We start from the raw sequence: 26,995 nt of genomic DNA on the forward strand, positions 1-26,995 counted from the left end.
GAGCCGTGACACAGCATCAGCTCACCGACGAGGCGCGACCGCCCCACACTCCCACCCCCGACCCCACCCATCACCTGACCCTGCGCTTCAGCAGCACCAGACGCGGTGCCCGCCTGGCCCGCCGACTCGCCGTCCAGCAGTTCACCGAGTGGACGGGCCTCCCGCACGACTCCGACGCCGCCCGAACCGTCGCCCTCGTCACGGCCGAACTCGCGGCCAACGCCATCCGCCACGGCAGCCTTCCCGGCCGCGACTTCCGCCTCGCGCTGCTGCTCCTGCCGCACGCCCTCCGTATCGAGGTGACGGACACCCGCCCCGAGCGCCTGCCAGCGCGCACGACACCCCAGGCCGTCGACGACGCGTCGGGCCGGGGACTGCTCCTCGTCCAGGCCTACGCCGACCGCTGGGGATGCACGGTCCGCGACGCCTACACGAAGACGGTCTGGGCGGAAGTGCAGACCCACCCCACGGGCTGAAGGAGACGGTCAACGAGTGGCGTAGTGCTCCGCCAGCTTCTCGATCTCCCGGGTCCACAGCACTACGTCGTCGCCTAGCCGCTTGTACGGTGCGCGCCGGGCCAGCTTGAAGAAGCCGCCGGACGGCCAGCCGGTGTCCTTCAGCACCACGAGGGCCGACAGCAGGGGCAGCGATCCGTCCGGGCTTTCCCGGACCGAGGCGTCCTCCAAGAGGTAAGGCATGGGGCCGTCGTGGGCGGGGACGTGATGACCGCGCCGCGCCAGTTCGCCGCTGAGGTCGCCGTACGAAATCGGCGCCGCGCCCTGGCGTGCCCGTGAGCGCAGAATCTCGATCACGGCCTCCAGAGCCTCTTCGTACTCCTGTGTGCCCTTCTGCATGTGCCCTCCCGTTCTCGGACCCCGACGACTGCTGAACCTATGCCACCGACGGCGCGGCTGCGGCCCGAAAGTCCGAAGATTGCCTTCACCTCTTGTGAACTCAGTGCACGGAGAACATACTGGTGTCGATCAATCGCCACCCGCCCGCTCTTCGGCAGGCAGGCGCGCGTGGCCCAGGGGCGGGGAGTATTCGTGAACGGTTCAGACGGCCGTCTCGTGCAGACGGCGGTGATCGGGGGCCCGAACTCCGGACGCGCGATCATCCTGCCGGCGGACGCGGACGAACTGACCCGCTGGCGCAAGCGTCACCCCGCCTACACCTACTGGTGCGGCACCCAGCTCGGTGGTTGCGGCAATGAGCTGTCGGACCGTCTGTACCGCGACAAGGTCTGCCACTTCGCTCACCGGCCCCACACCTCCTGCCACCGCACGGCCACCGGTGCGGCGAGCGCGGACCACCTCTTCATCAAGGACGACCTCGCCGCATGGGCCGGACGCAACAGGCTGAAGGGGCGGGCCGTTGCACGCAACCTCGGATCCGGCCCCGGTGACGCCGTCGATTTCAGGGTCGGCACCACCAGGCAGCAGCACGTGCGTTTCCAGTTCAGCAGGCTCGCGCACGCCGAGTGGCAGCAAGCCCGCCGGCGGCTCTCCAGTGAATCGGCCACCCTCGACTGGGTCTTCGGTCCGGGCACGGCCCAACCGGAGACCATGGAGGAGCTGTACGACGAGTACGGATACCTGCTCCGCTTCCGCTTCGAGACACACGGCGCGGTACGGCGCATCCGACTCAGGGCGGAGGACCCCCGGCGCAGCACCGACTGGGTGCCCCTGGACGCCTGCGCGATGACCCCTGCGGGGCTCCGGGTCCCGGGAGTAGAGCCGCGCCGCCGTTCGGGTGCCGGCCCGGCCGCCGAGGCGGGAGACGGACGCGGTGCGGTGCCGGTGCGGCGGTCCCGGGAGGAGCAGGTGCTCGCGCTGAGGGAGGCACTGGTGAGCGCCGCGAGGTTCCGGACCCGGCCCACCTGGGAGGCGCTGGCCCGAACCGCCGGAAGCGACCTGCTCGGGCTGTCCGTCCCGGACCGCGTCGGTCTGCTGGTCGCCGTGGAGCGTGCCGGGGGCGGTGAGGGGGGTCCGCTGCTGTCGGCGTTGATCAGAACAGGGGAGAGCGACCCGCCGGCCTACGTGGGGAACGTGGTCGCCGCTGCCGGTTGCGGGGTTCCTGCGACGGCGGCGGTGCTCAAGCGGTGGTGCCAGCGTGAGGCGGACCGGGCGTTCGCCGTGCACGGGGTACCGTCCCGCACGGCCCCGCCGCGGCTGCCGCTCACCGCGGACGGTCAGCTCGCCCCACAGCACAGTGCCGAGCCCGCCCAGCACCAGACCATCGTGCATGTCCAGGGCGGCCCGGTCCGACAGTCCACGGCCCGGCCGAAGCCGGAGTCGAAGGGGCACGTCGGTGTCCCCCTCCTCCGCGACACGGAGATTCGGCACGCCCTGCGCAGCGCACGGCAGCGACGCGGCCCCAGGCCCCGGTATGCCGCGGCTCTCATGGCACGGGCGGAGGAGGCGCTGACGAGGCTGCCGGAACCGCAACGCACCGAACTTGTCGCAGAGATGGCCGCCACCCGCCGTTGGCTGGACAGCCGACCGGACACGCCGGCGCGGAAGCCGAGGAAGAGCCGGCGTGCCAAGAAAGCGGGGGACGCGAAGAGGACGGCGGCCACGAAGAAGTTGGATCTGATACAGAAGACGCGGCGGGGCAAGAAGACGAAGAACCCTCTGCAAGGTGCACGTCCCCTGCCCGGAGTCGGCGACGGGGGACCGAAGAAGAGGCCGAAGTGAGCGCCGTACCCGGCCGAACCGCTGGCTCCGGGGCTCCGAAGCTGTGCGGCCGGCGAATCCGGCTGAGGTCACGGCAGGAAGCTGTAAGAATTTTCTCGCCCAACGGCGCTGCCTCATGGCCGCGATCATGTGCTACTGCTTTCAAACACTCTGGCAACGGGGGCTATGACATGACTCTCTCTGCTTACGAACAGCAGGAGTGGGACAAACTCCAGAAGCGAAAGGCGGCTTCCCTCGGCAAGGAGGCGAGGAATATCCTTCCGCAGTCGGCCCGGGACCGACTCGCTTCGCTCGGCCAGAAGGTGAAGAGCGCCCCGGGCGCCGACAAAGTGGCTGCCGCCTACGGCGGAGCGGCACGGGGTCTCGGCAAGGCTGTGGGAGACACCGCAAGCCGGACCGTGAGCAAGAAACGTGTCGTCGAACAGTATCGACGAGCCGGACACGACGTCGCCGGGTTGGACGGGATCCGAGAGCTCGACCTGCGTGTCGTCGATGAGGTCACCAGGCACAACCTGCTTCGGTACGGCCACGCGCTCTCGGCAGCAGCAACCGGCCTCGGCTCCGCCGCGGCCGTGACGGGCGGCGAGGTGCTCGCCAGCGCCGGAACGATCGCCGGCGCAGGCGCGGGTGCCGCACCCGGGTTCGGAACCGTGGCCGGGGCGATGGCCGCCGACACCGCAATGATGCTCGCCCTCTCCACTCGAACCGTCGCCGCCACAGCTCTCCACTACGGCTACGACCCGAGCGATCCCGAAGAGGAAATCTTCGTGATGTCCGTGATCGCTCTCGGGATGTCCACGGGAACATCGGCGAAGACGGCCGCTTACGTCGAACTGTCTCAACTCACCCAGTTGCTGGTGAGGAACGCTCCATGGGCCAAGTTGAACGAAAAGGTCCTCACCAAGATCGCCCAGGCCTTCGCGGCGAAGTTCACGCAGCAGCTACCGAAGAAAAAGCTCGGGCAGTTCGTGCCCGTCGCCGGCATGGCTGTCGGCGCGGGGCTGAGCTACCTGCTCATCGATCGGATTGCCGTTTCGGCGCGCGACGCGTATCGCGAACGTTTCCTGATCGAGAAATCGGGTGGCGACCTGACCGGTGACCTCGACTACGGCGACGCAGACCTCGCGCAGGACGATGACGCGATCGGCGTGATCGAACTGCTCCGGGAGGAGGATGCGCTGCCGAGGTCCACCCCGTCCGACTCCGCGGAGCAGCCGGACAACTGAACTCGGTGTATTACCGCAAGAGGCACTTCCTGGAGATCACGCAAGTTGCTTGCCGCGGGCGAACAACGCGGCTTCGATCTGGTCCGGGAAGACACCCGCTTTCTGCGCGTGCTCGTGGGTGAGGAGCAAATACCGGCGGTACCACCGCGTCGTCCAACCGCTTGTGGGCCACGTCTCGCCGGCGTCGGCGGCCCGCAGCGCCAGGGCGACGAAACGGTCCAGGATCAGCGGACGCCACGCTCCCTCGCCCTGCTCGGGACCGGCGAAGTAGAGCACCTTCGTGAAGAACGCCGGACCCAGGTGCTTGATGTGCTGGTCGTTGTTGAAGGCGTAGTACGCCGCGACGGGCCCCTCCTCCCGGAGCGTGACCAATCCTGCCTCCAGGCGCGCGTCGATGTCCCCGCCGGAGGCGGCCGCGAAGATACGTGCGCGACGTGTGACCGAACGGCCTCTTGTTCCTGTGCCCCACACGAGCGCGACGGTCAGCAAGCGGCGACGGCCTTCGACGGTGCCCGATCGGCGGGCGACACCGAAGACCGTCCTGCGATCGACTCGCCGCCGACCGGCCACCATCGGGCAGTCGTCGAGCTCCGGCGGCCACCAGTCGGCGCTGGGCAGAAGAGACAGCCAACGGGCCCGGTCGAACGTAATCGCTTGCCCGAGCACCTCGTCACGGTCAGGGACTGGAGTCCCGGTGGGCGCGAAGTTCATCCTGGCCGCCGTCAGGCTCCGAATGTTCCGCAACGCTGTATCCAACCTCCCAAGACGGAACACCTAGCCCTTGAGCCCTCGAACTGTCCCTGTGCAGAGTCGGTCTGGTAAAGCTGCCCCCTCCCTCAGTCGTCGTCCGGAGACAGCCAGCCGATGTGCCGCAGCACGGGCACGATCCGGAAGCAGACGAAGGCGACCACCGGTGTCTCATCATCCGCGGCGGGAAAAAACAAGGCGTGCTGAAGGGATTTCTCGTCCTGTGGGTCGTCCAGGTCCACCGGAGGTAGATCGGGTCGGTCGAACGCGCTTTCCAGCCTGACCCCCTCTCGGGAGGTCAGCTCCCTGAGATGGCGTAGCCCCACTTGGTCCGCGATGTCTGCTATCGTCAGCGACTTCTTGATCCGTGGCCTGTCATGCGCGTCGACGTACGTGGGGTACACCATGACGCGCCGTTCCCCATGCTTTGCGCCGTCGGAGATGCCCGAGCGCAGCCTGTTGTGCAGATTTGAGAGGGCGGAGGGCATTTCCGGGACAACCGTGGGCTTGTAGAGCACCAGATCCCGCTCGCCGTTCACCCAACGGTTGTCGTGCACCGTCAGCGTGGGTTGCTCGGGGAGCCGTAGCTCCCACTCGATGGCGCTCGCTCGGGACATCACGCCGGAACAAGTTGTGCCTGTCTTGTCTCTGCGCGTTCCCTCGTTGCGAACCAATACAAGATCGGTCAAAAGTTGCACGACTCATCTCCCCCGTTTTTTCGACATGCCCAACCGCATTCAGTCTCGCCGCGCCAGGTCCAGCGCCGCCACCCCTACGAACCAGTCCAGCACCTCGCAGATCTCCTCACCGTGCTCCGCGAAGACATTCACCGGGAAGGAAGGACGCAGCTCCAACTTCGCCTCGGGCAGGTCGATGCCGTCGATCTTGTTCAGACGGTTCAGCAGCTCCCGGCGCTGTTCCGTGTCATCGAAGGGGGTGCGGGACTTCAGGTACTGAAAAACCACCTCGACCGTCCCGCTCACCGGGTAGATGCCGACCGGCCAGAGCAGATGGGGGCTACGACTGGTCCCGGCGTCCAGCATCGGGAAGCAACTGGTTTCCTCGTACCGGCCGTAGTTGACGTAACCACCCTGCCGGCGCCAGAAGTCGAGGGCCGCCATGACGCCTGGATACGCGTCCGGCCAGTGATCCCGCAACTGCGATCGGAAGCGCTCGGCCGCCGCCGAGTCCTCGCCCTCGGGCAGAGGGTCGTACGACACCTGCTGTGCGACGTCCTTGCCCAGCAGCGTCGCCAGCTCCGCGGCGGACAGGCGTTGCGAGCGATGCGCCCGGCCCCAGGAGTCGAAGCGCACTCCTTCACTCGTCAGCAGGTTCTGCGGTGGTGGCCGGTCGTCGCCGTCCGCCCAGCGGAAGGCAGGCGAGATCTTGCCCTCCGCGGTGAGTACCCGGTACGCGCCGATCACCGTCGGGTTGGCGCCCAGGTAAGCGCCTACGGCCACCGGGTGGCTGCCGATCAGCTCGGCGACATCGCCGTACGTGGTCCATGTCCCGCTCGGCATCACCACGAGTGCGGCGCGCAGCTCGGCCCAGCCCGGGGACTCCTCACCGGTCGGCTTGACCCCGCCGATGGGCCCCGGCCACAGCTCGACCGCGCGCTCGGCCAGACGGTCGGCCCGCTGCAGGATCTCCGCCTTGCCCCAGCGCTGTGCCGAGGAGATCTCGAGGTTCATGCGCAGCGCGCTTGAGTCGAGGATCTGCTGCTTGCGCTCGAAGGGGTGATTGGACAGTTTGGCGTTGTCACCGGTCAACGTCAGATTGCCGAGCGTGTGCACCAGCAGGTCGTGCAGTTCCTGCGGTGTCTGGTTCGGCTCCGTCTCCTCGGCGAGGAGGTCGAACCACGCCGGAGCGGGGCGCTGTGGCAGGACGTGCTCCACACTGAGGGACGCCTTGGCGAAGTCAACGGGCTCGGACGAGCGGTAACTCTCCTCCAGGCGGCGCAGGATGTAGCTTCTCTGCTGAGGACGGCCGCTCCAGTAGAAGGGCTTGGTGCGGATCGCCTCGCGGAGTTCCTCGTCGCTGGGCCAGCGACGGCGCCGGCCGGAAAGGAACCGCCGTACCGCCTCGGCGGCAGGCCGGTCGGTCTCCAACTCCTTCGGAGCCTCCATGAAAATGCGGTTGAGGCCGGTCGTCGGGGTCTGGCAGATCAGGCGCCGCACCAGATAGGACTCGACGTAGCCCAGCGCCTGCGCCGCGTCCTCAGGCGTCGTCCGGCCGGCAGCGAGAAGGTCGAGCAGGTGCAGCGCGAGCGGATAGTGCGTCTGGCCGCCCCAGGAGGCAAGGCGCTCCAGGACCGCGCGAAGAGCGGGGGACTGCTCACGGGCGGGGTCGACGATGCGCAGGAACCTCCCGGCCCGTTCGGCCAACTGCTCGATCTCGCGCTGCAGCGCGTCCTCGTCACCGGCCAGCGGCTGCAGCCGTTTCTGCTGCTCGCGGTAGATCTCGCTCTGCTTGGTCTTGTAGTGGCCACGCACCACCAGATCCAGCCAGACCAGCAGCTCGAGGTTCTTCGGACCGAGGCTCTGCTGCATGGGCAGCCAGAGTTCCTGGTAGATCCGCTCGCCTCGCTTGGGCAGCAGCATGAACACGTAGTTGCGCAACAGGTCGCTCTGACTGAGCCCGACACCGGTGTTGTTGATGGACTCGAAGATCCGGTAGACGTTGTCACCGGGCTCGGCGGTGATCTCCACGATGGACAGCAGATCCTTGAGGACCGTCTCGACCGCGGCGGTCCAGCGCTCGTCACCCCCCTCACAGCCCTCGGCGAGCGCACCGCGGAAGAACCGGTAGGCGGCACCGATGTTGTCGCCTCCGCCTGCGTCGGCGCGGGACTGGACACAGGCGGTGAACGCCTCGCGGTCCGCCTGCGTGGGCAGCAACCGGTAGTGGTCCGCACCCTCGTGAAACTCGTTGACCAGTATCTGACGGTGTACCCGGTCAACACCGCGCGCGTTACCGGTCTCCTTCAAATGGTCACGAAGCGCCGTGAAAGCCAGCATCAGCGTGGTCAGTCGCTGCTGTCCGTCCACCACCAGCCACCTCTGCACCCCGCCCGCCTGGATCTGGCCCGGTGCGAGCACCACCGAACCGAGGAAGTGCGGGGCCGCCGTCTCACCGGCCAGGTGCTGCTCGACGAGTTCCCCGACGTCCTCCCACAGTCGCTGGAGCTGCTCCCTGCCCCAGCTGTACGTGCGCTGGTAGAGCGGTACCTGGAACTGCTTGTCCCCCTGGACCAGTTTGAGGAAGGTGATCTCCTGGGCGCGCATGCGCCTCCTTTCCTAGGAGCGGCCGTCCGTTGAATCTATGCCTCTTCAGGCAGTGTTGTCCGCCGAAGTCAAGGGTGAGCGGCTGGAGATGCGCGGCATCGTCTCGTTGGGGGAGCGACGCAGCAACTTGATGCTGCGGCCCTCGACCCAGGCGTTCCACGCCTTGAGGTAGTAGAGAAGGTGCTCGCGTGAGTCGTCGCGGCGCCGGTGTGCGTTGCCCAGGGCCAGGTTGAGCATGGTGTTGCGCAGAGTGAGACGCGGGTCGCCCGGCTCCAGGCGCGCGCCGGTGACGACTCCTTCCTCCCATGCGGACTGGTCGACGTCGGGCCGGGCCTCGGTGGTGACGTACCAGCCGATCGTCGCCGCCGTGACGGTGATGCGGCACCCGCGGTTCAGCGCGATGCCGTGGTGCAGGGCTTCGCGGATACCGGGGTGCTTGGCGAGCAGATCCAGCAGCTGGTCGTTGCTGGTGACCGACGATCCGCCGCTCCATGAGGAGTTGGGGGCGTTTCGGTACAGGTGCAGTCCCCGCAGGGCGGCCGCCAAATGGGTCGCGTTGGTCTCACCTGCGAGGGCGAGCGCGTCGCGGCCGGTGCGCTTGCGGCCCGTGTCCATCACGGTGAACGCCGTGCGCGGCACCCCGTGTGCGACGGTCATCTGCACGGTGACGCCCGCCTTGACGACAGCCGCCAGGCGGTGCTGCCCGTCGATGAGAACACCGTCCTCGTCGAAGGCGATGCCCTGGTGGGTCAATTGCCATTCGCCGCGCTGGATCTGGGCGGCAAGTTGCTGCACCGTGCTCTTGCTGAGCGGCCGGTTGTTGGTGTTGCGAGTGAGCCACTGTGCCGCCAACTGGGGTGAGACGTCTACCACTTGCATGTGCATGGTGCGAGTACCTTCCTCCGGAGTGGCGTCACGAGATGCGCGGTGACGCGATGAGCATCCTGCCGTGTCCTTGTGAACTGAGTCAACAGCTTTTCTCTTTATGGTGGCCTCCATGGCGACGTCCATGGCGGATCGGAGGAGCTTCTGAATCACTCATCGGAGGCGGTATGTGTCGGCGGGTCTCCCGGGCGGGGTGAAGTATCGGGTTTACTGATACGCTCGCCGCGTGTGCTCAGTTCACACTCAAGTTCGCGCGCCGGGGGGCGCCTTGTGGCCGGCTTGAGGCGGCCGGGCGCGATGTCACTGGAACGGGCCACCAGATGGCCCTCAGCAGCAGTGGGGGTGGCGTGTGAGTCAGGATGAGAGCGTGCAGGTCGACGGTGTGCGGCCGGTCGGTTCGGTCTACCAGTACGACGACGGCCTGTATGTGCGCGTGGACGACGTCGTGCCATACGAACTGGCCGACGCCGACGACAGTCACGGGTACCGGCCGGGCGACGACCTGGTGCGCTGCACCCTGCAGCTGAGCAACGGCACCGGAGTGCCCATCGACGTCGATGGCATCACTCTGCTGGTGCGCGGCGGCCCGTACGGCAAGACGGCACGCCAGGTACAGGATTACCGCAGTGACGTGCTCGACGACGAACTGGAGGGCACCTTGCGCGCGGGACGCAGGCTCTCCGCCACGTGGGCTTACAGCATCCCGGCCGGCACCGCCGGCGATCTCGACATCGAGGTCCGTTTCCGGTACGCGCACGACCGGGAGAGTGTCACCTTCACCACGGCTGCGGCCGCTGCGCCGGCCGCCCTCACCACGAGCGCCGGCACCGGCACCGGCGCCGCGCCCCTGTCCGTGGACGAGGGCTTGGAGGCCGAGCCCTTGGGCGACCTCGGCGGCACCGCCGACAGCACGCTCGACACCGTCCCCGCCCAGCCGGCCGGCCCCTGGCGGCAGGCCACGCCGAAACCCTTGCCGCAGCCCTCCGCGGACGAGCTCGACGCCGCACGCGTGCGGCAGATCTTCCGCTTCCTCGCCGAGGCGGAGGAGTCCAAGACCCGCCCCGTGCGCACGCTCGACGGCGCGGCCGGCACCGTGTGGTTCGACGAGCTGCCGGACGACGACGGCGTCGACGTGATGATCGACGGCGTACTCGCCACCGACGAGCCGGCCTGGCTGACCGTCGCCCGCCCCGAACGCGAGGACACGCCGCACCCCGAGCCCCTGCTCGCCCCCTGGGTGGACGACACCCGCATCCGCGACTTCAAGCAGACCCGCGCCCCGCACCTGCGCCGGCGCATCGAACCCGAGTTTCCCGACTGGTCGCAGGGCATCCCGCTCGACAAGACCTACCACGAGCTGGACCAGCACCCCCAGCGCGAGAAGATCGAGAAGCTGTACGCCGCCTGGGAACAGGAATGGCTCGCCTGGGCGGAGCGGCGGCGCGCGATCGATCCCGTCGTCAGGCTGTACGACCGGCTGCACAAGATGCATGAGGACGCCGCCAACCTCGGCGAAGCCTACGAACTCGTCCTCGGCCTGGGCCGACTGACCTGGCAGACGACCTCGGCCCAGCGGGTGGAACGGCACCTGGTCACCCACCGGGCCACCCTCCGGCTCGACCCGTCCACCGGCACGCTCACCGCCGCCCCGGACCCGACCGGCGCGGGCCTGGAACTCGAAGAGGGCATGCTCGAAGGGGCCCAGCACGTGCCGGGCCCCGTGCGGGAGGAGATCGTCGAGGTACTGGAAGGCGCCTCGGACGTGACGGACCCCGAACACCTCGACGCCGTCCACACCGCCCTGCGCAGCTGGGTGAACGCCGCACACAGCGCGGGGAGCTACACGCCGGCCGTGGAGCGCGCCAAGCCGCGCAGCCTCGAGGTTCCGCAGGTGGGGCTCACGCCTGCACTCGTACTGCGTGAGCGCAGCCGCCGCTCGACCATGGACGCCCTCAAGGCCATCGCCCGGCAGATCGACGCAGGCACCCCGCCCACCGAACTGCTCCGTTACATCGCGGGCCGGGACGGCGCGCTCACCGCGGCCGACCTCGCAGCGGAGGAGGACGGCACGGCGCACGGCAGCGGCGAGATGTACTTCGCGCTGCCCGCCAACGAGGAACAGCGCACCATCGCCGAACGCCTGCGCGCGAACCGGCTCGTCGTCGTCCAGGGGCCGCCCGGCACCGGCAAGACGCACACCATCGCCAACCTGGTCACGGACCTGCTCGCACAAGGTAAAAGGGTCCTCATCACCAGCCACACCCCGCGCGCCCTGCGCGTGCTGCGGGACAAGCTGCCGGAGTCGATCCGTGACCTTTGCGTGAGTCGCACCGAGGACGGCGCCGCCGCCCAGCGCGAGCTCGAGGCGTCCGTGCACAGGATCCTCAGCGAGTACGCCGGCTACGACGAGAAGGCCTCCCGGAAGCAGATCGAGACGCTCCAGTCCCGCCTCGCCAAGGCGCGCGCCGCCCAGCAGGCTATGCTGCGCGACCTCGCCGTACTGCGTGAGCAGGAGACCCACCGCTTCGACGCCGAGATCGGCGACTACAGCGGCAGTTTGCAGGAGATCGCCGAGCGCCTCACCGCGGAGGCGGGACGACACGACTGGCTCGGTCCGGTCCCGCAGGAACAGCCCGGCCTGAGTGCCGACGAGGCCCTGCGCCTGCTGCACACCACCCGTGCCTACACCCCGCACCACCAGGCCCTGGCCGCTGAGGTACCCGGACCCACCGAACTGCCGGGCCCCGGTGACTTCGAGGAGGCCGTGCGGGTCGTACGGTCGGCCGAGGAAGCGCACGCCGCCGCGCGCCAGGACCCCCGGTGCGAGGAGTACGACACGGCCGTGCGGAGCCTCAACGAGGTCGAACAGCACCGGCTGTCCTCGGCGCTGGACGCGTTCTCCGCCGCCCGCGCCCGTGCCGCGTCCCTCGCCGCCCCGGCCGGCGCCTGGGCCGCGGCACTCCTGAAGGAGGTGACCGAGGGGCAGGACTGGCAGGCACGCAGCCGTCGGGCCGCCGTCACCGAGACCCTGGCAGCCGTCGACGCCTCACTGGCCACGCTGGGCACGTCCATGGTCAGCGGCCTGGAGCAGTACGACCCTGCCACAGCGTTCGCCCAGGCCACCACCCTGCACGACGGACTCAGCCAGGGCGAGAAGCTGCGCGGTCCCCTCGGCATGCGCTCTAAGCTGGCGAAAACGGTCGGCGCGTTCGTGGAGACCGTACGGGTGGACGGGCGGGCACCGGAGGACACCGCGACGACGGCCGTCCTTCTCGCCCGTGTACAGCTCGAACTGCGCCTGGCACAGGTGGAGTCCGAATGGGGCACCCCCGTCGCGGCCTGGCACGGACACGGGCCGCGCCTTGCCCGGCTGCGTCAGGACGCCGAGGTGCTCGACGCGCTGCTCGCCGTCGCCGCCGCGCGTACCGACGTCCTGGCCGCCGCGGCCACCTCACCGGCACTCGCCGTCGCCACCTGGCACGACCCGTCCGTCGAGAACGCCGTACGCACCCTGTTGCGCGCGGCGACCACACTGCGCGCGGCCGAACAGTCCCGTAAGGCCGTCGCTGACACCGAGGAACTGCTGCGGGCCTGGAGCGACCGGTCAGGTGTCGCGCCCGCGGTTCTGCGCGCCCTGGACGCCGTACGCGAACGGGACCCCGACGGTTACCGCTCGTTCAGCGACGAGATGGCCGAGGTGCGCGAGGCCGCCCGGCTGCGGGCCGAACGGGACGCGGCGCTCACCCGTGTCCGCGAGGCCTTTCCGGTCCTCGCCGAGCGGATCACCGGTACGCACCAGGACACCGCCTGGGACACCCGGCTGCCCTCGCTCGCCCAGGCCTGGGCCTGGTCCGCGTGGCGCGAGCGCATGGAACGGCTGACCGACCCAGAGGCCGAGCGCACCCTGCGCAAGCGGCTGACGGAGGCCGACGACGAAGCCCGCATCATGCTCGCGCGGCTCGCCGCCGCCCGAGCCTGGCACCGCTGCCTCGGTCTGCTCACCGGCGACCAGTCCCGGGCGCTCAGCGCCTACCAGCAGGCCGCCCGGCGCATCAAGGGCAAGTACCAGCACCGCTATCGGCGCGACGCGCAGGCAGCCCTGCGCAAGGCGCAGACGGCGGTGCCGGCCTGGATCATGCCGCTGCACCAGGTCGCCGAAACGGTGCCCATGGACCGGCCCGGCATGTTCGACGTCGTCATCGTCGACGAGGCCAGCCAGTCCGGCCTGGAGGCCATGCTGCTGAGCTGGCTCGCCGACCGGATGGTCGTCGTCGGTGACAGCAAGCAGGTCAGCCCGTCCAACGTCGGCCTCAAGCAGGACGAGTACTTCCACCTCAGGGACCGGCTGCTCACCGCGCTGGAACCGGACGTGCGCAGCCTGTTCGGCCCCGACTCGAGCTTCTTCGACCTCACCGAAGCGCTCTCGGCGGGCCGTGGCACGCTCATGCTCAAGGAGCACTTCCGGTGCATGCCGGAGATCATCTCCTTCTCCAACGACCTCTGCTACAACCGTGATCTGCTGCCCCTACGGCAGTACGGTGCCGACCGGCTGCCCCCGGTCCGCACCGTCCTCGTCGAGCACGGCGAAGCTCTGGGTGCGAACTCCCGGCTGACCAACCCCGCCGAGGCCGAGGCCCTCGTCGATGCGATCGTGCGCTGCTGCGCCGACCCCGACTATGACGGGAAGACCATGGGCGTCATCAGTCTCCGCGCCAGCAAGGGACATCTGACGGAGCTGGAGAACCTGCTCGCCGAGCGTCTCGACTACGAGCAGCGCGAGGAGCGGCGCATCCGGGTCGGTGACGCCGAGGACTTCCAGGGCGACGAGCGGCACGTCATGTTCATCTCCTGCGTCAACTCGCCGTCCACCGCTGCCGGCTCCGTCCCGGGTGGCTTCAACGGCAAGACCTACGAGCAGCGGATCAACGTGGCGGCCTCCCGCGCCCAGGACCAGGTGTGGGTGTTCCACAGCGCGCGCGCCGAGCAATTCCATGAGAACGATCTGCGCCGACGGTGGCTCGATCACCTCACCAGGCCCGTGGAGGAGGACACCGCCGCGGTCGAAGGCGACGTCCTGCCCGACGTCAGGCACCAAGCGTTCGACAGTCTGTTTCAGCAGCAGGTGTACCTGGAACTGAGGACGCGGGATTTCCGAGTCCGTCCGGGATACAAGGTGGGCCGTCACACCCTCGACCTGGTCGTGGAAGGCGGCACGCGTCGGCTCGCGGTCGCCTGCGACGGAGACGCCTTTACCGAAGGCGAGGACGCCTCCACCGCGGCGGCCAGACAACGCGACTTGGAACGGGTCGACTGGACGTTCGTCCGGATCCGGGGCAGTCGGTTCCACCTCGACCGTGAGCAGGCGCTGGAGCCGCTCTGGGCCGAACTGGATCGCCTGGGCATCGAGCCGATGAGGAAGGAGGCCGAGCCGCGCAGTAGGGAGCTGACGGACACCCCAGAAGCGGTGGCCGACACTGCCGCCGTTCCTGGCGCGGTGACCGTGCCGCCGTCCTCGGTTCCTCCGGAACACCGTCCCGTCACCGGAGCATGTGCGGGCACCACACGGTCGTCGGAGCCCGAGGCGGCGCCGGCCCCGATCGCTCGGGGCTCACTGCCGGTCCGGGAAATCCCTGTCGCCGCCTTCCAGCGGCTGGTCCGCGAGGTGCAGCAACTGCAGGCAGCCCTGGACGCTCCCCACGAGATCCCCGATGGGGCGGATGCGGCGCAGCTCGTGTTCCTCAGGAAGACCCATGCCGACCAGCGCGACCGGCGTACGAAGCGCCTCGCCTTCCTGCGGACGTTCCTCGACGCCGTCAGCGTAGGGCGGGAACCGGTCGTGCCGGACGTCGTGATCCCGGGCGCATTGCTGGTCCTGGAGTTCGACGGTGAGCTTGACGAGGACACGTTGTACACCGTCGCCGAACTGCCCACCGAGGAGGCGGACATCGTCTCCCCGTCGTCTCCCCTCGGCCATGCGCTGATGTGGCAGCCTGCCGGACGGGAGATCTCGTACGACGCGTCGCAGGGCAAGGCGCGCTCGGTCGTCGTGCGGAAAATCCGGGTCTGATCACTCCGGCAACCGGCCCTGTCACCCCGTACCGCCGGGTCCGGGTGACAGGGCCTGTGCGTCTCAGCCGGCCACCGGGTCCAGCAGGCGGCTCCGCTCACCGCTCCAGGAGATCGCCAGTGCGTCACGCGCCCGCGTGCACGCCACGAAGAGCAGACAGTGCTCGGCCAGCAGATCCGATCGGTGCTGCACGGCGTCCTCGTCGGCCGGCGTCACCTGCGGAGCGAAGGGAAGCACGCTCGACGTCACGCCCACGACGGCGACGCAGCGGAACTCCAGTCCCTTCATCCCGTGCATCGTCGCCACACGCACACCCGACACCTCCGGCCCCGGGTTGTCCTTGACGGCGACCGCCGGGACGCCCTCCCGGCGCAGACGTGCGATGACGGCGTCGACCAGCGTGTTGAATCGGGCGCACACCGCCACTTCGGACGGTTTGACCCCGTCCTGGTCCACCCAGACCCGGATCTGTTCCACGAGCGCGCGCAGTTCGTCGTCCTGACTTGCGTGGCCCCGGGCCACCGGCACGCGGCCATGCAACTCCGACCGGTAGCCCCGTAGCGAGTCCCGGCCGCCGTCATCGTCGTCGTCCTCGCCGAGCCGGCCCACCGGCTGACCGTCCAGGAGTGACGCCGACCAACGCAGGATCTCCTCCGTGCTCCGGTAGTTGACGCGCAGCCGGGACGTGCGCCCCCGCACGTCCACACCCAGCGAGCGAAGCGAAACCCGGGAGTCGTAGATGCGCTGGTGGGGGTCGCCGACGAGGAACAGGTCGTCGGACTGCTCGGCGACGCAGGCGCGCAGCACCCGCCACTGGGCCGGGTGCAGGTCCTGTGCCTCGTCCACCACGACGTGACGGTAACGCGGCCCCTGCTCCGCAAGGATCCGGGCGGCCTGGTCACAGAGCATGGTGTACGTCGCCGAGTCGCGCGAGGCCAGGTCCGCCGTGAACCGCTCCATGACCCGCCACAGCCGCGCCCGTTGCACCCGTCCGACCTGCGTGCCGCGCCCCCTGCGCACACACCGCAGGTACTCCTCGGGCGTCCGCAGCCCCTGGGCGAGGACGACGTTCCGGAACTCCTGCGCGAGAAAGCGCTCCGACCAGGGCAGGTTCTCGCGTGCGGCTGCACGGGTCCAGGCGCTCTTCTCGGCTGCCGCCGACAACGGCTTCGGCGAGCTGCCCCGCGCCTCCCGTATGACCCGGGCGGCGAGCGAGTCCACCGTCGTGACGTCGACCCGGTCGAGCAGGTGGGCGTCGGCGTCGCCGAGCAGCACGGCCAGGCTGTCGCGCAGGGCGGCCGCCATGGCGTTGGTGAAGGTGGTGAGCAGGATCCGGTCGCCCTCGCCTCCGGTACGCAGCAGATGTCGCACTCGGTGCAGGGCGACGACGGTCTTTCCGGTGCCGGGGCCGCCCGTCACCTGGGCCGGACCGTTGAAGCCCGGGTGGTAGGCGTACCGCCGCTGGGCGGGGTGCAGGAAGACGCGCCAGCGGGTGAAGTCCTCGGTGAGGATCCGCTCCAGCTCACCGGGACCGGTGACCTCCACGATGCGGTCGGGCGTGTTGAGGATCGCCTCGCTGAGCGTGACGGCCGGCCGGTCCTCAGCCGTGCGCACCGTCTGCCCGCGCGGGGCGATCAGCTGCTCCCAGACGTCCTCGGGCGAGTAGCCGGCCGCCAGGTACTCCAGCACCTCGTACTGGTCGGCGGGCATCATGGGAGGCGCCATGACCGTCAGGTCCTCGGTCGTGACGCACACTCGTGCCAGCCGCAAGACCTGTTCATCGATGCCCAGATCCCGCAGCACGGTGTCGGAGTGCCCGGCGAAGAGCCGCGCCGGGGTTTCGACCGCCTTCGTCTCGAAATAGGTCTCCATCTGCTCGAGGGCCTCGACGTTGCGGACCTCCAGGCCGCCGGTGGCGCCGTTGACCGAGTAGGCGCGCTTGCAGGCCCAGTTGATGGCCTCGTCGTGCGCAGCGACCCGCAGCAGCGTGTACAGCTCGCTTCCGTCGTCCGGGGCGAGGAGCACTCCCCGGTAGAACCTGGTGATCCGGATAGTACGGATCCGGGGGTCGCGCGCCCCTTCGAGCTTCTCCAGGTGCATTCCCTTACTGGCATGCAGCTGAGGTACGGTCAGGCTGCGGAACATCTGGATGGCGTCGTTGACCTCCTTCTGAACAGGCCTCTGCAGGGAGATCAGATCCTCGACGAAGTCGTCGGAGAGGGCGAGACGGGGCATGGGCGTCCTCGGGTCGTGGGCGGGCGGTGGACGAGCATCAGCCTAGAGACTGATCGGGACGCCGTGTGACGGAGCTTCCCATAATCGTTGTGTGAACTGAGTCAACGATCTATATTTTTGTCGCTGCCACTCCATCGGCGCACGACCGTGCTCCAACGGATCTGTCCGAAAGGACCCACCGCATGCCGGCCCAGCCTGCCCAGGCCGCTGTCCCGCACCCGCTCGACGAGGTTCCCCAGACCTTCCGTGCGGGGGACTCCTACGCGGTCCGGGACGCACTCGTCACCTACATCCGCCGGGATCTGCTGGGTCCCTGGGACGGTGAGACGGAAACCCTGCCGATCGCCTCCTCCGGACCACGCGACCGCTACCTCGTCGGGATGCTCGGCCCGCGCCCCGAGGCCGTCACCGCGGACCGGATCGCCCGCGCGGCCGCCCAGAGCGCGGACGGTGAGTCGGGTGACGAGCAGGAAGGCGACGACAGCGACTTGCAGGACCGGCTCAGCCCGCAGGCCGCCGGGCACATCTGGGCGTCCTCGATGGGATTGGCCTTCACCGTCCCGGCCTCCGTGGGCACACTCAGCGCCACCGTGCGCTGGGGGCGCTACACGCAGTCGGAGGAAGCCACCGACCGCGGGGCGACCCGCAGGGTCTGGTCGCGTGAGCCCGTCGAACACCTGGTGGACATCGACGTGACCGGCGGGAACGACCGGGTCGTCGAACTCGACGGCGAAGCCGTGGTTCTGGACGTACAGGTACGCAGGCACACCGGTCGCGCGGGCACCGAGGACCTCCGCATAGTCGAGCTGGCCCTGGTGAACCGGCAGCCGGACAGCCGGGATGCTCGCGACGCCCACTGGCTCTTCCAGACCGAGATCGACGTCACCGCCTTTCCTGACGACCAGGCCGCCGTTTTCCTGCCCGTCGACGATCCTCTCGACGCGGCAAGCCACGGCAACGCGCCTGAGGACGCCGAGGAGCGGCGGCTGCGCCTCCTCTACCGGAACAGCCTCAGCCACGCCAAGGGCCGCAATGTCGCCGTTCACGCTCACGTCCGCGACGGCGAACGCAACGCCCACCGTCTGACCACCGTCTGGCTCCCCGAGTACGACGTGCGGGCCACCACCGCGCCAGCACTCGAGGAGCAGGAGCTGCTCCGGGGACTGGAGTTGGGCATGGACGAACTGGCCGCACTCGCCGTGCCCGACCGTCGCGCCGAACTCAGCGCCGCCTTGGCCCCGCTGGCCGACGGGTACGGCACCTGGTTGGAACAGCAGCGCAGGGCCGCTCGCTCGCTCCCCGACGACCTGCGGGAATCGGCCGAGGTCGCGATCGAGCAGGCGCTCGAGGTCTGCGACCGCATCACACTGGGCATCGACCGGCTCGTGGCCGACGACACGGCCCTCACGGCCTTCCGGTTCGCCAACCGGGCCATGTCCCTGCAGCGGCGCAACACCGCCATCGCCGCCGCTCGCGCCGGTCGTGAGAACGACCCCCTCTCCTACCGGGAAGCCCGGGAAGCGGTCCACGGGAGGGGTAAGGCTGGGGCTAGCTGGCGTCCGTTCCAGCTCGCCTTCGTCCTGCTCAACATCGCTTCCCTCACCCAGCCCGGCCACCCGCACCGCGGCACCGGCCGTCAAGCCCTCGTCGACCTGCTGTTCTTCCCGACCGGCGGTGGCAAAACCGAGGCGTACCTGGGCCTTGCCGCCTACACCTTCGCGCTCAGGCGCCTTCAGGGGACGATCGGTTCGGGAACCGAGGCCCGCAGCGGCGAGGCGGGAGTGGGCGTGCTCATGCGCTACACCCTGCGGTTGCTGACCGCCCAACAGTTCCAGCGCGCCGCCGCTCTGGTGAGCGCCTGTGAGGTGCTGCGCCGCGAGGAGTTCGCGCGGGACCGGCGCTGGGGCTCCACGCCGTTCCGCATCGGACTCTGGGTGGGAACCTCCGTCTCGCCGAACTGGTTCGAGGAGGCGAAGGACCAGATCGCAGAGGCCAAGGAGAGCGCCAGCGACAAGCACGCCCGCGTCCTACAGGTCCTCACCTGCCCCTGGTGCGGCAGCGGACTGACCGCCCGCTCGAACATGGAGTACGACGAAGGGCGCCGGCGGATCCTGCTGTACTGCCCGCGCGGGGAAGGGGAGGACTCCTGCCCCTTCTCCCGTCGCGCAGCGCTCGGCGAGGGCATCCCCGTCCTCACGGTCGACGAGGAGATCTACCGGCTTGCGCCCTCGATGCTGATCGCCACGGTCGACAAGTTCGCCCAGCTCCCGTGGAACGGCTACGCGGGCCTGCTGTTCGGCAGGGTCACCGAGCTGTGCCCCCGCCACGGCTACCGCCATGACGACCTGGACGCCAAGACCGGCTGCGGGGGACGGCACAACGCCAGAGGCGATCTGCCCGGCGTCACCGCCCAGCCCGTCACCCGCCTGCGGCCCCCGGATCTGATCATCCAGGACGAGCTGCACCTGATCTCCGGAGCGCTCGGCACCACCGTGGGCCTCTTCGAAGCCGCCGTCGACCAGTTGTGCACGTGGAGTTTCACCGACGCCCACGGACGGCGCCAGGAAACCGGTCCCAAGATCGTCGCGTCCACCGCGACCACCAAGCGGGCCGCCGACCAGGTGCGCGGTGTCTTCGGCCGCGAGGTCGCCGTCTTCCCACCCCAGGTGCTGGACGTCGGCGACACCTTCTTTTCCCGGCAGGTGGACCTCAGCCGGGAGAACCCCGGCCGCCGCTACCTGGGCGTGTGCGCGCACGGCACACGGCTGAAGGCCGCTGAGATCCGCGTCGCGGAGATCCTCCTGCTCGCGGGACAGCAGCTCTTCGACGACTATGGCAAGCCTGCGGACCCGTACATGACACTCGTGGGCTACTTCAACGCCACCCGCGAACTCGCCGGTATGCGACGCTATATGGACGACGACATCACCACCCGAGTTCGGGCCAACGGCAGTCGCAAGGGCCAGGACACGCTTTCGGACCGCATCGTGAGCAAGGCGGGGATGCTCAGCATCCAGGAGCTGACCTCGCGCATCTCCTCGACGGACATCGGCGCCGCTCTGAAGCGGCTGGAGATCGAGTTCGACCCCGAGCGCGACACCTCGGTACGACGGCGAGCTTTCCTGCGCGAGTACGCGGCCGCGGTGAAGGAGAAGCGCGAACCTCGCGCCTCCATGACGCCGACCGTTCGGCAGGCCGTGGACGTCGTCCTCGCCACCTCCATGCTGCAGGTCGGTGTAGATGTCTCTCGCTTCGGCCTGATGCTGGTCGTCGGCCAGCCCAAGAACACCGCCGAGTACATCCAGGCGTCCTCCCGGGTCGGCCGCGACGCCAAGCGTCCAGGCCTTGTGGTGACCCTCTACAACTGGTCTCGCCCCCGCGACCTCGCGCACTACGAGGACTTCGAGCACTATCACGCGACGTTCTACCGCCAGGTGGAGGCCCTCTCCGTCACCCCGTACACCCGCCGCGCACTCGACCGGGGCGTCGCCGCCACCTACGTCGCCGCACTGCGGCACGCGGCGTACGAGACTTCCCGCAACCTTGACGCCCACCGCGTCGACCTCGACGGCCCGCTCGCCCAGGACGTCGAACGGCGATTGCTGGAAAGGGCGGAACGAGTGGGAGGTGACCGACCCCGCCAGTACCTGAGTGAACGCCTGGACCGGCTGAAGGACGAATGGCGCCGGAAGCGGGACGAGAGCACATCGACACTCGGTTACCGCAAGGAGAAGCACAAGACGACCGTCGTGAACGGACTGCTCAGGCGGGCGGACGGATCCCGGTGGACCGAGCTCACCGTCGGCATGTCGATGCGTGAGACGGAGAACGAGATCAATCTGCTCCTGCCCGGCGGCGGGGTGTTCCTGGAAGAGCCCTCGAGCAGCGGTCCTGACTGGAACTTCGGCACGTCCGCGACCGACTCCGACCCCGACCCCGACACGGCGACCACCGTGGACAGCGACGAGTACGGGCCCGTTACGGCCAACACGGTCAGGAAGGCACAGAGATGAGCACCCATGGCAGCAACCGCAGGGTCGGTGCCGTACGACCGAGCCACCTCATGTTCACCGCCGGTGTCGGTGCCCTTGTCGACCTGCCGAACTTTTCGGTGCTCATCCGGGGCATCGACTCCTGGAGCCACTCTGGTGTCACCGACTACGACATCGACGAGCCCCGCCTCCGCGCCGCCGTCAACCGCTCACTCCAGCGCTATGGACGCGGACAGATCGAACAACTGCGAGCCGCTCCGTGGCTCGAGGGCGCCGACGCTGACCCGAAGGGCTGGGCGGCCCAGGGAGTGGGCGTGCCCGTCACGCCCTTTCCGCAGTGGTTGCGCTGTACGGCCTGCAACGTGCTGGCCGCCGTCGACTCCGGTGAGTTCGCCTTCGTCAACTCCAACGCACGGACACCGCACGAGGCGAAGTTCGTCCACGACTGCAAGCGAGGCAAGCCGCTCGCCGTGGCCGCGCGCTTCACCCTGGTCTGCACCGCCGGCCATCTCGACGAGTTCCCGTACACCGCGTACGTCCACCACGGGCAGGCCTGCGGCAAGACGCCGCGCCCGAAGCTGCGCATGAAGGATCACGGCGGCAACCAGGCCGCCAACGTCACCATCGAGTGCGTCGCCTGTGGTGTGAAGCGCAACATCCGGGAGGCCATGGGCGAGCGGGGCCGTCGCAACCTGCCCGCGTGCCGCGGACGCCACCCGCACCTGGGGACCTACGAGCCGAACGGCTGCGTACAGGAGCCGGTCCTGATGGTGGCGGGGGCCTCCAACCAGTGGTTCCCGCTCACCCTCAGCGCCCTGGCCCTGCCGAAGGCACAGGGCGGAGACATCGACAAGCTCCTCGACGATCACTGGCCCGACCTCGAACTCATCGAGGATCGAGGGCAATTCGATTTCATGGCGCGCATGCCCAAGTTCGCTTTCCTGAAGGAGTTCGACGCCGACGCGGTGGTTGCGGCGATCACAGCGCGCAAGCAGGGGGCGGCCGGCCCGGCTCCCTCCGCGCCCGACGTCCAGGCGGACCTTTTCGGACCGGAATGGGACGCGCTTTCCGGGCCCGTCCCCACCCCCAGCGACGACTTCGCGCTGCGGCAGGTCCCGGTGCCGACCCGTCTCAGCGAGTTCTTCGGCGACATCAGGCAGGTCGAGCGGCTGCGCGAGGCCCGGGCACTGATCGGCTTCACCCGGCTCGACGCACCGGACCCGGAATCGCCGGAGATCGCCACACGCGTCGAACTGTCCCGCGGGGCCCGCAACTGGGTGCCCGCGAGTGAGGTGCGCGGCGAGGGCGTCTTCCTGCGGGTGCGGGACGGCTTGATGGGCGAGTGGGTCGCCCGTATGGAGAAGTCCCCGCAGATGGAGGCACACAGAGAGGCGTACGCGCGGTTCCGCGCCAACCGGAAGTCGGACCGCAAGACGAGCGACTTCGACCCCTATTCCGGCTGGCCCGGAGCCCGCTACATCGCCCTGCACACCCTCTCCCACCTGCTGATCCGCACCATCGCCCTGGAATGCGGCTACAACTCCGCCTCGCTCGCCGAGCGGATCTACGCGGGAGACGAGCAGAACCCGAGGACGGGCATCCTCATCTACACCGCGGTCCCGGACTCGGAGGGCACCCTGGGCGGTCTGGTCTCCCTCGCCGAGGAGCGCGAGTTCGACCGGATCGTGCGTCGGGCCCTGACCGATGCCGGTCACTGCTCGGCTGATCCGCTGTGCGCTGAGCGCCTGCCGCACGACCCGGCCGACTTCCTCCACGGAGCCGCGTGCCATGTCTGCCTGTTCGTGTCAGAGACGACCTGCGAACGCGGCAACCGCTTCCTGGACCGTCGTTTCCTCGTCCCGCTGGCCGGGGACAAGGAAGCGGTGCTGACACCGGTCGGTCTGCTGCCGTGAGCCGCCCCGCGTTCGAGGCCGCGGTCGGGCCCGCGGTCGCGGCTCTCGGACTCTCCCGAAGCAAGGACCTCGCCGGCCTGTTGGCCCAGGCACGTTCCAGGGAACGGATACTGACCGAACTGGCGACCCCGGGAGTCGGCGAGGCCGTTGCGCGACTCTGCGACGCGATGCAGTCGGAGTCGGTGCCGCCCGCCGAGGCGGCCGCCTATGTGCGCGGCTATGTTGCCGCCCAACGACAGGCCCGGGACACGGTCCGGGTCCGCACGGTGTGGAGCGGCCCTTCGACACCGGCTGTACCGGTGCGTGCCACAGCCCAGGTGCTTGTCGAGGTCATCAACGGGGCGAAACACGAACTGCTGGCCATGACGTACGCGGCCCGTCCGTATCCGGCGCTGACCCGAGCGCTCAGGAAGGCCGCGGACAGGGGCGTGGAGATGCACGTCGTGGTCGAGACCCTGGCGGGCTCGGGCGGACTTCTTTCGGGAAGAGAGCCCGCCGACGCGTTCGCCTCCGTGCCCGGGCTGCTGCTGTGGGAATGGGCCCGGAACCCGTCCGAACACGCCGGCTCACGCCAGCACGCCAAGCTGGCGGTCGCCGACCGCCGCACCCTCTTCCTCGGCAGCGCCAACCTGACCGAGTCTGCGGTCCGGCGCAACATTGAGGCCGGTGTGCTGGTGACAGGCGGGGAAGCACCACGGCGCGTGGCAGAGCACATCGTGGAGTTGCAGCGTCTCGGGACACTGAGGCCTTTCCGGCATGAACGGGCGGCTGAGCCTTTTCGCCGGTGATCGGCTGCCTGCCTACGGCCGCCGGGACGACGGCCTTGGGGTCGGTATCGGGTTGTTGATCGTCTTCCGGCGGCGCAACGTTTTCGCCGCCGTGATCAACGTCGCTCGGCGATTACCGTCGTCAGCGGCGCAGGATGCGCGGTAGGCCGCTGAGCCGTGTCGATTCGTTGCTTCGTTGGAAGATCGGTGAGTGTGAGCCCTGAAACACCGGGCGACACCTGACCGAAGACGCGAGTAGTTGTAGTCTCCAGAGACAGCCCTTGACCTGCAACGGCAGGCAGGGAGCAGACAAATGGGGAGTTCCTCCGTGTTCCGTACCATGTTCAAATCCAAGATCCACCGCGCCACCGTCACCCAAGCCGACCTGCACTACGTGGGATCGGTGACCATCGACGCGGATCTGCTCGACGCCGCCGATCTGCTGCCCGGTGAGCTGGTGCACGTCGTCGACATCACCAACGGCGCCCGGCTGGAGACGTACGTCATCGAGGGGGAGCGCGGGTCCGGGGTCGTCGGGATCAACGGGGCGGCCGCGCATCTCGTGCACCCCGGAGACCTGGTGATCATCATCAGTTACGCTCAGGTGACCGACGCCGAGGCGCGGGTGCTCAGGCCCCGGGTGGTGCACGTGGACCGCGACAACCGGATCGTGGACCTCGGCAGCGACCCCGGGGAGCCGGTGCCGGGCTCGGACCAGCAGCGCAGCCCGCAGGCCGTACGGGCCTGACCGACGGACCAGGAGCGTGCCCATGAGCGAGATCGAGATCCGCGACGACCGGGCGGCGGGCCGCCTGGAAGCCCTCGCGGAGGGCGAGGTCGTCGGACACATCGAGTACTTCGTCCTCGCCGCCCCGGCGCACGCCCTGGTCCCCGTCCACACGATCGTGGAGCCGGCCCACGAGGGGAAGGGCATCGCGGGCTCCCTGGCCCGTGAGCTGTACACCCTCGCCGCCCGTGAGGACGTCCCCGTCGCCCCGCTGTGCCCGTACGTCGTCAAGTGGGCCGAACGCCACCCCGACGAGGCACCCGCGGCCGACCCCGAGCTGCTGCGCGCGGCGAAGCAGTGGCTGGTCGCGCACCCCGACCGGTTCTGAGCCGGACCGCGGGGCCGGACGGTCACCACGACCCGGGTGCCGGTGCGGTCCAGCCCGCCGCGGCCGGGCGCCGACGCCACCGCGGGCGCGCAGCGGCGGTGGGCGCGGCGCGCTCGCCGGGTGAGGCCACCTGGACCGCCGTATTGGCGCCCGCGGGTGAGTGCCGGACGGGACGCCGGGTACGCGGGGGAGTAGTCCAGAGCCACCGTTCACCGACTGGCCGGAGGACACCGTGACCAATCCCTACCCGGATCCCGTACAGCCGCCACCGACCCCGGGCCCCGACCCGGCGCACCCCGAGCCGCCCCCGAACCCGGTGCCGACGCCGGAGCCCCCGGCTCCCGAGCCGACCCCGCCGGGTCCCGAGCCGACCCCGCCGCCCCCGCACCCCGGGCCTTACGGTCCCGGGCCCGACCCGTCACCGGTCCCGCCGGGCCCCGACCCGTCGCCCATTCCGCCGGGCCCCGAGCCGGTCCCGAACCCGGAGCCCGGCCCGCCCCTGAGCTGAGAGGGCAGAGGCGAGCGACGAGCGACGAGCGGCATAACGGAAGGCGGTGGGCGTGTCCCGCGGGGCACGCCCACCGCCTTCGTGTCCGGGGCGCGAGGCTCAGGCGGTCACCTCCGACCGGTCCCCGCCCCACAGCGTGTGGAACGACCCGTCCCGGTCGGTCCGCCGGTACGTGTGCGCCCCGAAGAAGTCCCGCTGCCCCTGCGTCAGCGCCGCCGGCAGCCGCTCGGCGCGCAGCGCGTCGTAGTACGCCAGCGCCGCCGCGAACCCCGGCGTCGGCACGCCCTGCCGCACCGCCGCGACCAGCACGTCCCGCCAGTCGTCCTGCGCCGCCGCGATCTCCCGCGCGAACGTCTCGTCGGAGAGCAGGCTCGGCAGGTCGGGACGGGCGTCGTAGGCGGCGCGGATCCGGTCGAGGAACGCCGCGCGGATGATGCAGCCGCCGCGCCACAGGGACGCGACCCCGCCGAGGTCGATGTCCCAGCCGTACTCCTCGCTGCCCGCCGCGATCTCGTGGAAGCCCTGCGTGTACGACACGATCTTCGAGGCGTACAGCGCCTGCTCCACCCGGTCGGCGAAGGCCGCCGCCTCCGCCTCGCCCAGCGGTGACGGCGCCGGGCCCGCCAGCCCGCGCGAGGCCTCACGCAGCGCGGCGTGCCCGGACAGGGACCGCGCGAACACCGCCTCCGCGATGCCCGACACCGGGACGCCCAGGTCGAGGGCGATCTGGACGGTCCAGCGGCCGGTGCCCTTCTGCTCCGCCCGGTCCACGACCACGTCCACGAACGGCTCGCCCGTCGCGGCGTCCACGTGGGACAGCACCTCGGCGGTGATCTCGATCAGGTACGAGTCGAGGCGGCCGGTGTTCCACGTGCGGAAGATCTCCGCGATCCGCGCGGGCTCGTACCCGGCGACGTCGCGCAGCAGCTGGTACGCCTCACCGATCAGCTGCATGTCTGCGTACTCGATGCCGTTGTGCACCATCTTCACGAAGTGCCCGGCGCCGTCGGGGCCGACGTGCGTCACACAAGGCGTCCCGTCGGCCGCCTTCGCGGAGATCCGCTCCAGCATCGGGCCCAGCGACTCGTACGACTCCTTCGAGCCGCCCGGCATGATGCTCGGGCCGTTGAGCGCGCCCTCCTCGCCGCCGGAGATGCCGGTGCCGACGAAGTGGATGCCCTTCTCCCGCAGTTCGCGCTCCCGGCGCCGGGTGTCGGCGAAGTGCGCGTTGCCGCCGTCGATGATCATGTCGCCCGGCTCCAGCAGCGGGGCGAACTCGTGGATCACGGCGTCGGTCGGCTCTCCGGCCTTCACCATGACGACGAGCCGGCGGGGCCGCTCCAGCGCCGCCACGAACTCCTTCGCCGTCTCGGCCGCCACGAACTCGCCCTCGTGTCCGAACTCCTCCACCAGCGCGCGCGTGCGCGCCGCCGTCCGGTTGTGCACGGCGACCGTGTAGCCGTTGCGTGCGAAGTTGCGGGCGAGGTTGCGGCCCATGACCGCGAGTCCCGTGACGCCGATCTGGGCTGACGTGCTCATACGCTGGGCTCCTAGCTGTCC

The 26,995-nt window shown here is 69.6% G+C and carries 16 protein-coding genes; 9 read left to right on the forward strand and 7 right to left on the reverse strand.

Annotated features, from left to right (window positions below; translation table 11 throughout):
- Positions 1-5 precede the first annotated feature (5 nt).
- The gene (locus tag AB0K92_RS17330) at positions 6-476 is read left to right on the forward strand and encodes an ATP-binding protein (RefSeq protein WP_365923684.1); all 471 of its coding nucleotides are present in this window, start codon (positions 6-8) and stop codon (positions 474-476) included.
- A gap of 9 nt (positions 477-485) precedes the next feature.
- On the opposite strand, the gene AB0K92_RS17335 is transcribed toward AB0K92_RS17330, so the two are convergent.
- Positions 486-854 (reverse strand): hypothetical protein, encoded by a 369-nt coding sequence (locus tag AB0K92_RS17335; RefSeq protein WP_365923686.1) that lies wholly within the window; start codon positions 852-854, stop codon positions 486-488.
- A 192-nt stretch (positions 855-1,046) separates the two neighbouring features.
- On the opposite strand from AB0K92_RS17335, the gene AB0K92_RS17340 reads away from it, so the two are divergent.
- Together AB0K92_RS17340 and AB0K92_RS17345 are read left to right on the forward strand one after the other, a co-directional pair.
- Positions 1,047-2,696, forward strand: coding sequence for a hypothetical protein (locus tag AB0K92_RS17340; protein ID WP_365923688.1), 1,650 nt, complete (start codon positions 1,047-1,049; stop codon positions 2,694-2,696).
- A 170-nt stretch (positions 2,697-2,866) separates the two neighbouring features.
- Positions 2,867-3,922 carry an EcsC family protein gene (locus tag AB0K92_RS17345; RefSeq protein WP_365923690.1) on the forward strand — a complete coding sequence of 352 codons (1,056 nt, stop codon included), beginning with the start codon at positions 2,867-2,869 and terminating at the stop codon, positions 3,920-3,922.
- A 36-nt stretch (positions 3,923-3,958) separates the two neighbouring features.
- Here the strand turns inward: AB0K92_RS17345 and AB0K92_RS17350 are convergent, their stop codons facing one another.
- The 4 genes from AB0K92_RS17350 to AB0K92_RS17365 all read right to left on the reverse strand — a co-directional run bounded on the left by AB0K92_RS17350 (position 3,959) and on the right by AB0K92_RS17365 (position 8,838).
- Entirely contained in the window at positions 3,959-4,633 is a 675-nt protein-coding gene (locus AB0K92_RS17350) for a hypothetical protein (RefSeq protein ID WP_365923692.1), read from the reverse strand.
- Between the two features lie 125 nt (positions 4,634-4,758).
- Positions 4,759-5,367: a hypothetical protein gene (locus AB0K92_RS17355; RefSeq protein WP_365923694.1), complete on the reverse strand. Its 609-nt coding sequence runs from the start codon at positions 5,365-5,367 to the stop codon at positions 4,759-4,761.
- A gap of 39 nt (positions 5,368-5,406) precedes the next feature.
- Complete coding sequence (locus AB0K92_RS17360; RefSeq protein ID WP_365923696.1) at positions 5,407-7,953, reverse strand: DUF262 domain-containing protein; 2,547 nt, start codon at positions 7,951-7,953, stop codon at positions 5,407-5,409.
- A gap of 45 nt (positions 7,954-7,998) precedes the next feature.
- Positions 7,999-8,838, reverse strand: coding sequence for a hypothetical protein (locus AB0K92_RS17365; protein WP_365923698.1), 840 nt, complete (start codon positions 8,836-8,838; stop codon positions 7,999-8,001).
- A 367-nt stretch (positions 8,839-9,205) separates the two neighbouring features.
- Between AB0K92_RS17365 and AB0K92_RS17370 the strand changes: the two genes are divergently transcribed.
- Positions 9,206-14,905, forward strand: a complete 5,700-nt coding sequence (locus tag AB0K92_RS17370) for an AAA domain-containing protein (protein WP_365923700.1) — start codon at positions 9,206-9,208, stop codon at positions 14,903-14,905.
- A gap of 63 nt (positions 14,906-14,968) precedes the next feature.
- Here AB0K92_RS17370 and AB0K92_RS17375 read toward each other — a convergent pair whose 3' ends face one another.
- Positions 14,969-17,140 carry a UvrD-helicase domain-containing protein gene (locus AB0K92_RS17375; RefSeq protein WP_365923702.1) on the reverse strand — a complete coding sequence of 724 codons (2,172 nt, stop codon included), beginning with the start codon at positions 17,138-17,140 and terminating at the stop codon, positions 14,969-14,971.
- Positions 17,141-17,322: 182 nt separating this feature from the next.
- On the opposite strand from AB0K92_RS17375, the gene drmA reads away from it, so the two are divergent.
- The 5 genes from drmA (at position 17,323) to AB0K92_RS17400 (ending at position 24,927) form a co-directional block, all read left to right on the forward strand.
- The gene (drmA, locus tag AB0K92_RS17380; protein WP_365923704.1) at positions 17,323-21,153 is read left to right on the forward strand and encodes a DISARM system helicase DrmA; all 3,831 of its coding nucleotides are present in this window, start codon (positions 17,323-17,325) and stop codon (positions 21,151-21,153) included.
- Positions 21,150-23,045 (forward strand): DUF1998 domain-containing protein, encoded by a 1,896-nt coding sequence (locus AB0K92_RS17385; protein WP_365923705.1) that lies wholly within the window; start codon positions 21,150-21,152, stop codon positions 23,043-23,045. The genes drmA and AB0K92_RS17385 overlap by 4 nt, the downstream gene beginning before the upstream one ends.
- Positions 23,042-23,833 (forward strand): DISARM system phospholipase D-like protein DrmC, encoded by a 792-nt coding sequence (gene drmC, locus AB0K92_RS17390; RefSeq protein ID WP_365923707.1) that lies wholly within the window; start codon positions 23,042-23,044, stop codon positions 23,831-23,833. The genes AB0K92_RS17385 and drmC overlap by 4 nt, the downstream gene beginning before the upstream one ends.
- Before the next feature lie 307 nt (positions 23,834-24,140).
- A complete protein-coding gene (panD, locus tag AB0K92_RS17395) occupies positions 24,141-24,560 on the forward strand; it encodes an aspartate 1-decarboxylase (RefSeq protein ID WP_365923709.1) in 420 nt (139 codons plus the stop codon).
- Between the two features lie 22 nt (positions 24,561-24,582).
- Positions 24,583-24,927, forward strand: coding sequence for a GNAT family N-acetyltransferase (locus AB0K92_RS17400; protein WP_365923711.1), 345 nt, complete (start codon positions 24,583-24,585; stop codon positions 24,925-24,927).
- 607 nt (positions 24,928-25,534) lie between these two features.
- Here the strand turns inward: AB0K92_RS17400 and gndA are convergent.
- Positions 25,535-26,974 (reverse strand): NADP-dependent phosphogluconate dehydrogenase, encoded by a 1,440-nt coding sequence (gene gndA / locus AB0K92_RS17405; protein ID WP_166003723.1) that lies wholly within the window; start codon positions 26,972-26,974, stop codon positions 25,535-25,537.
- Positions 26,975-26,995 lie beyond the last annotated feature (21 nt).

Source organism: Streptomyces sp. NPDC052687, assembly GCF_040678395.1.
GTDB lineage: Bacteria > Actinomycetota > Actinomycetes > Streptomycetales > Streptomycetaceae > Streptomyces.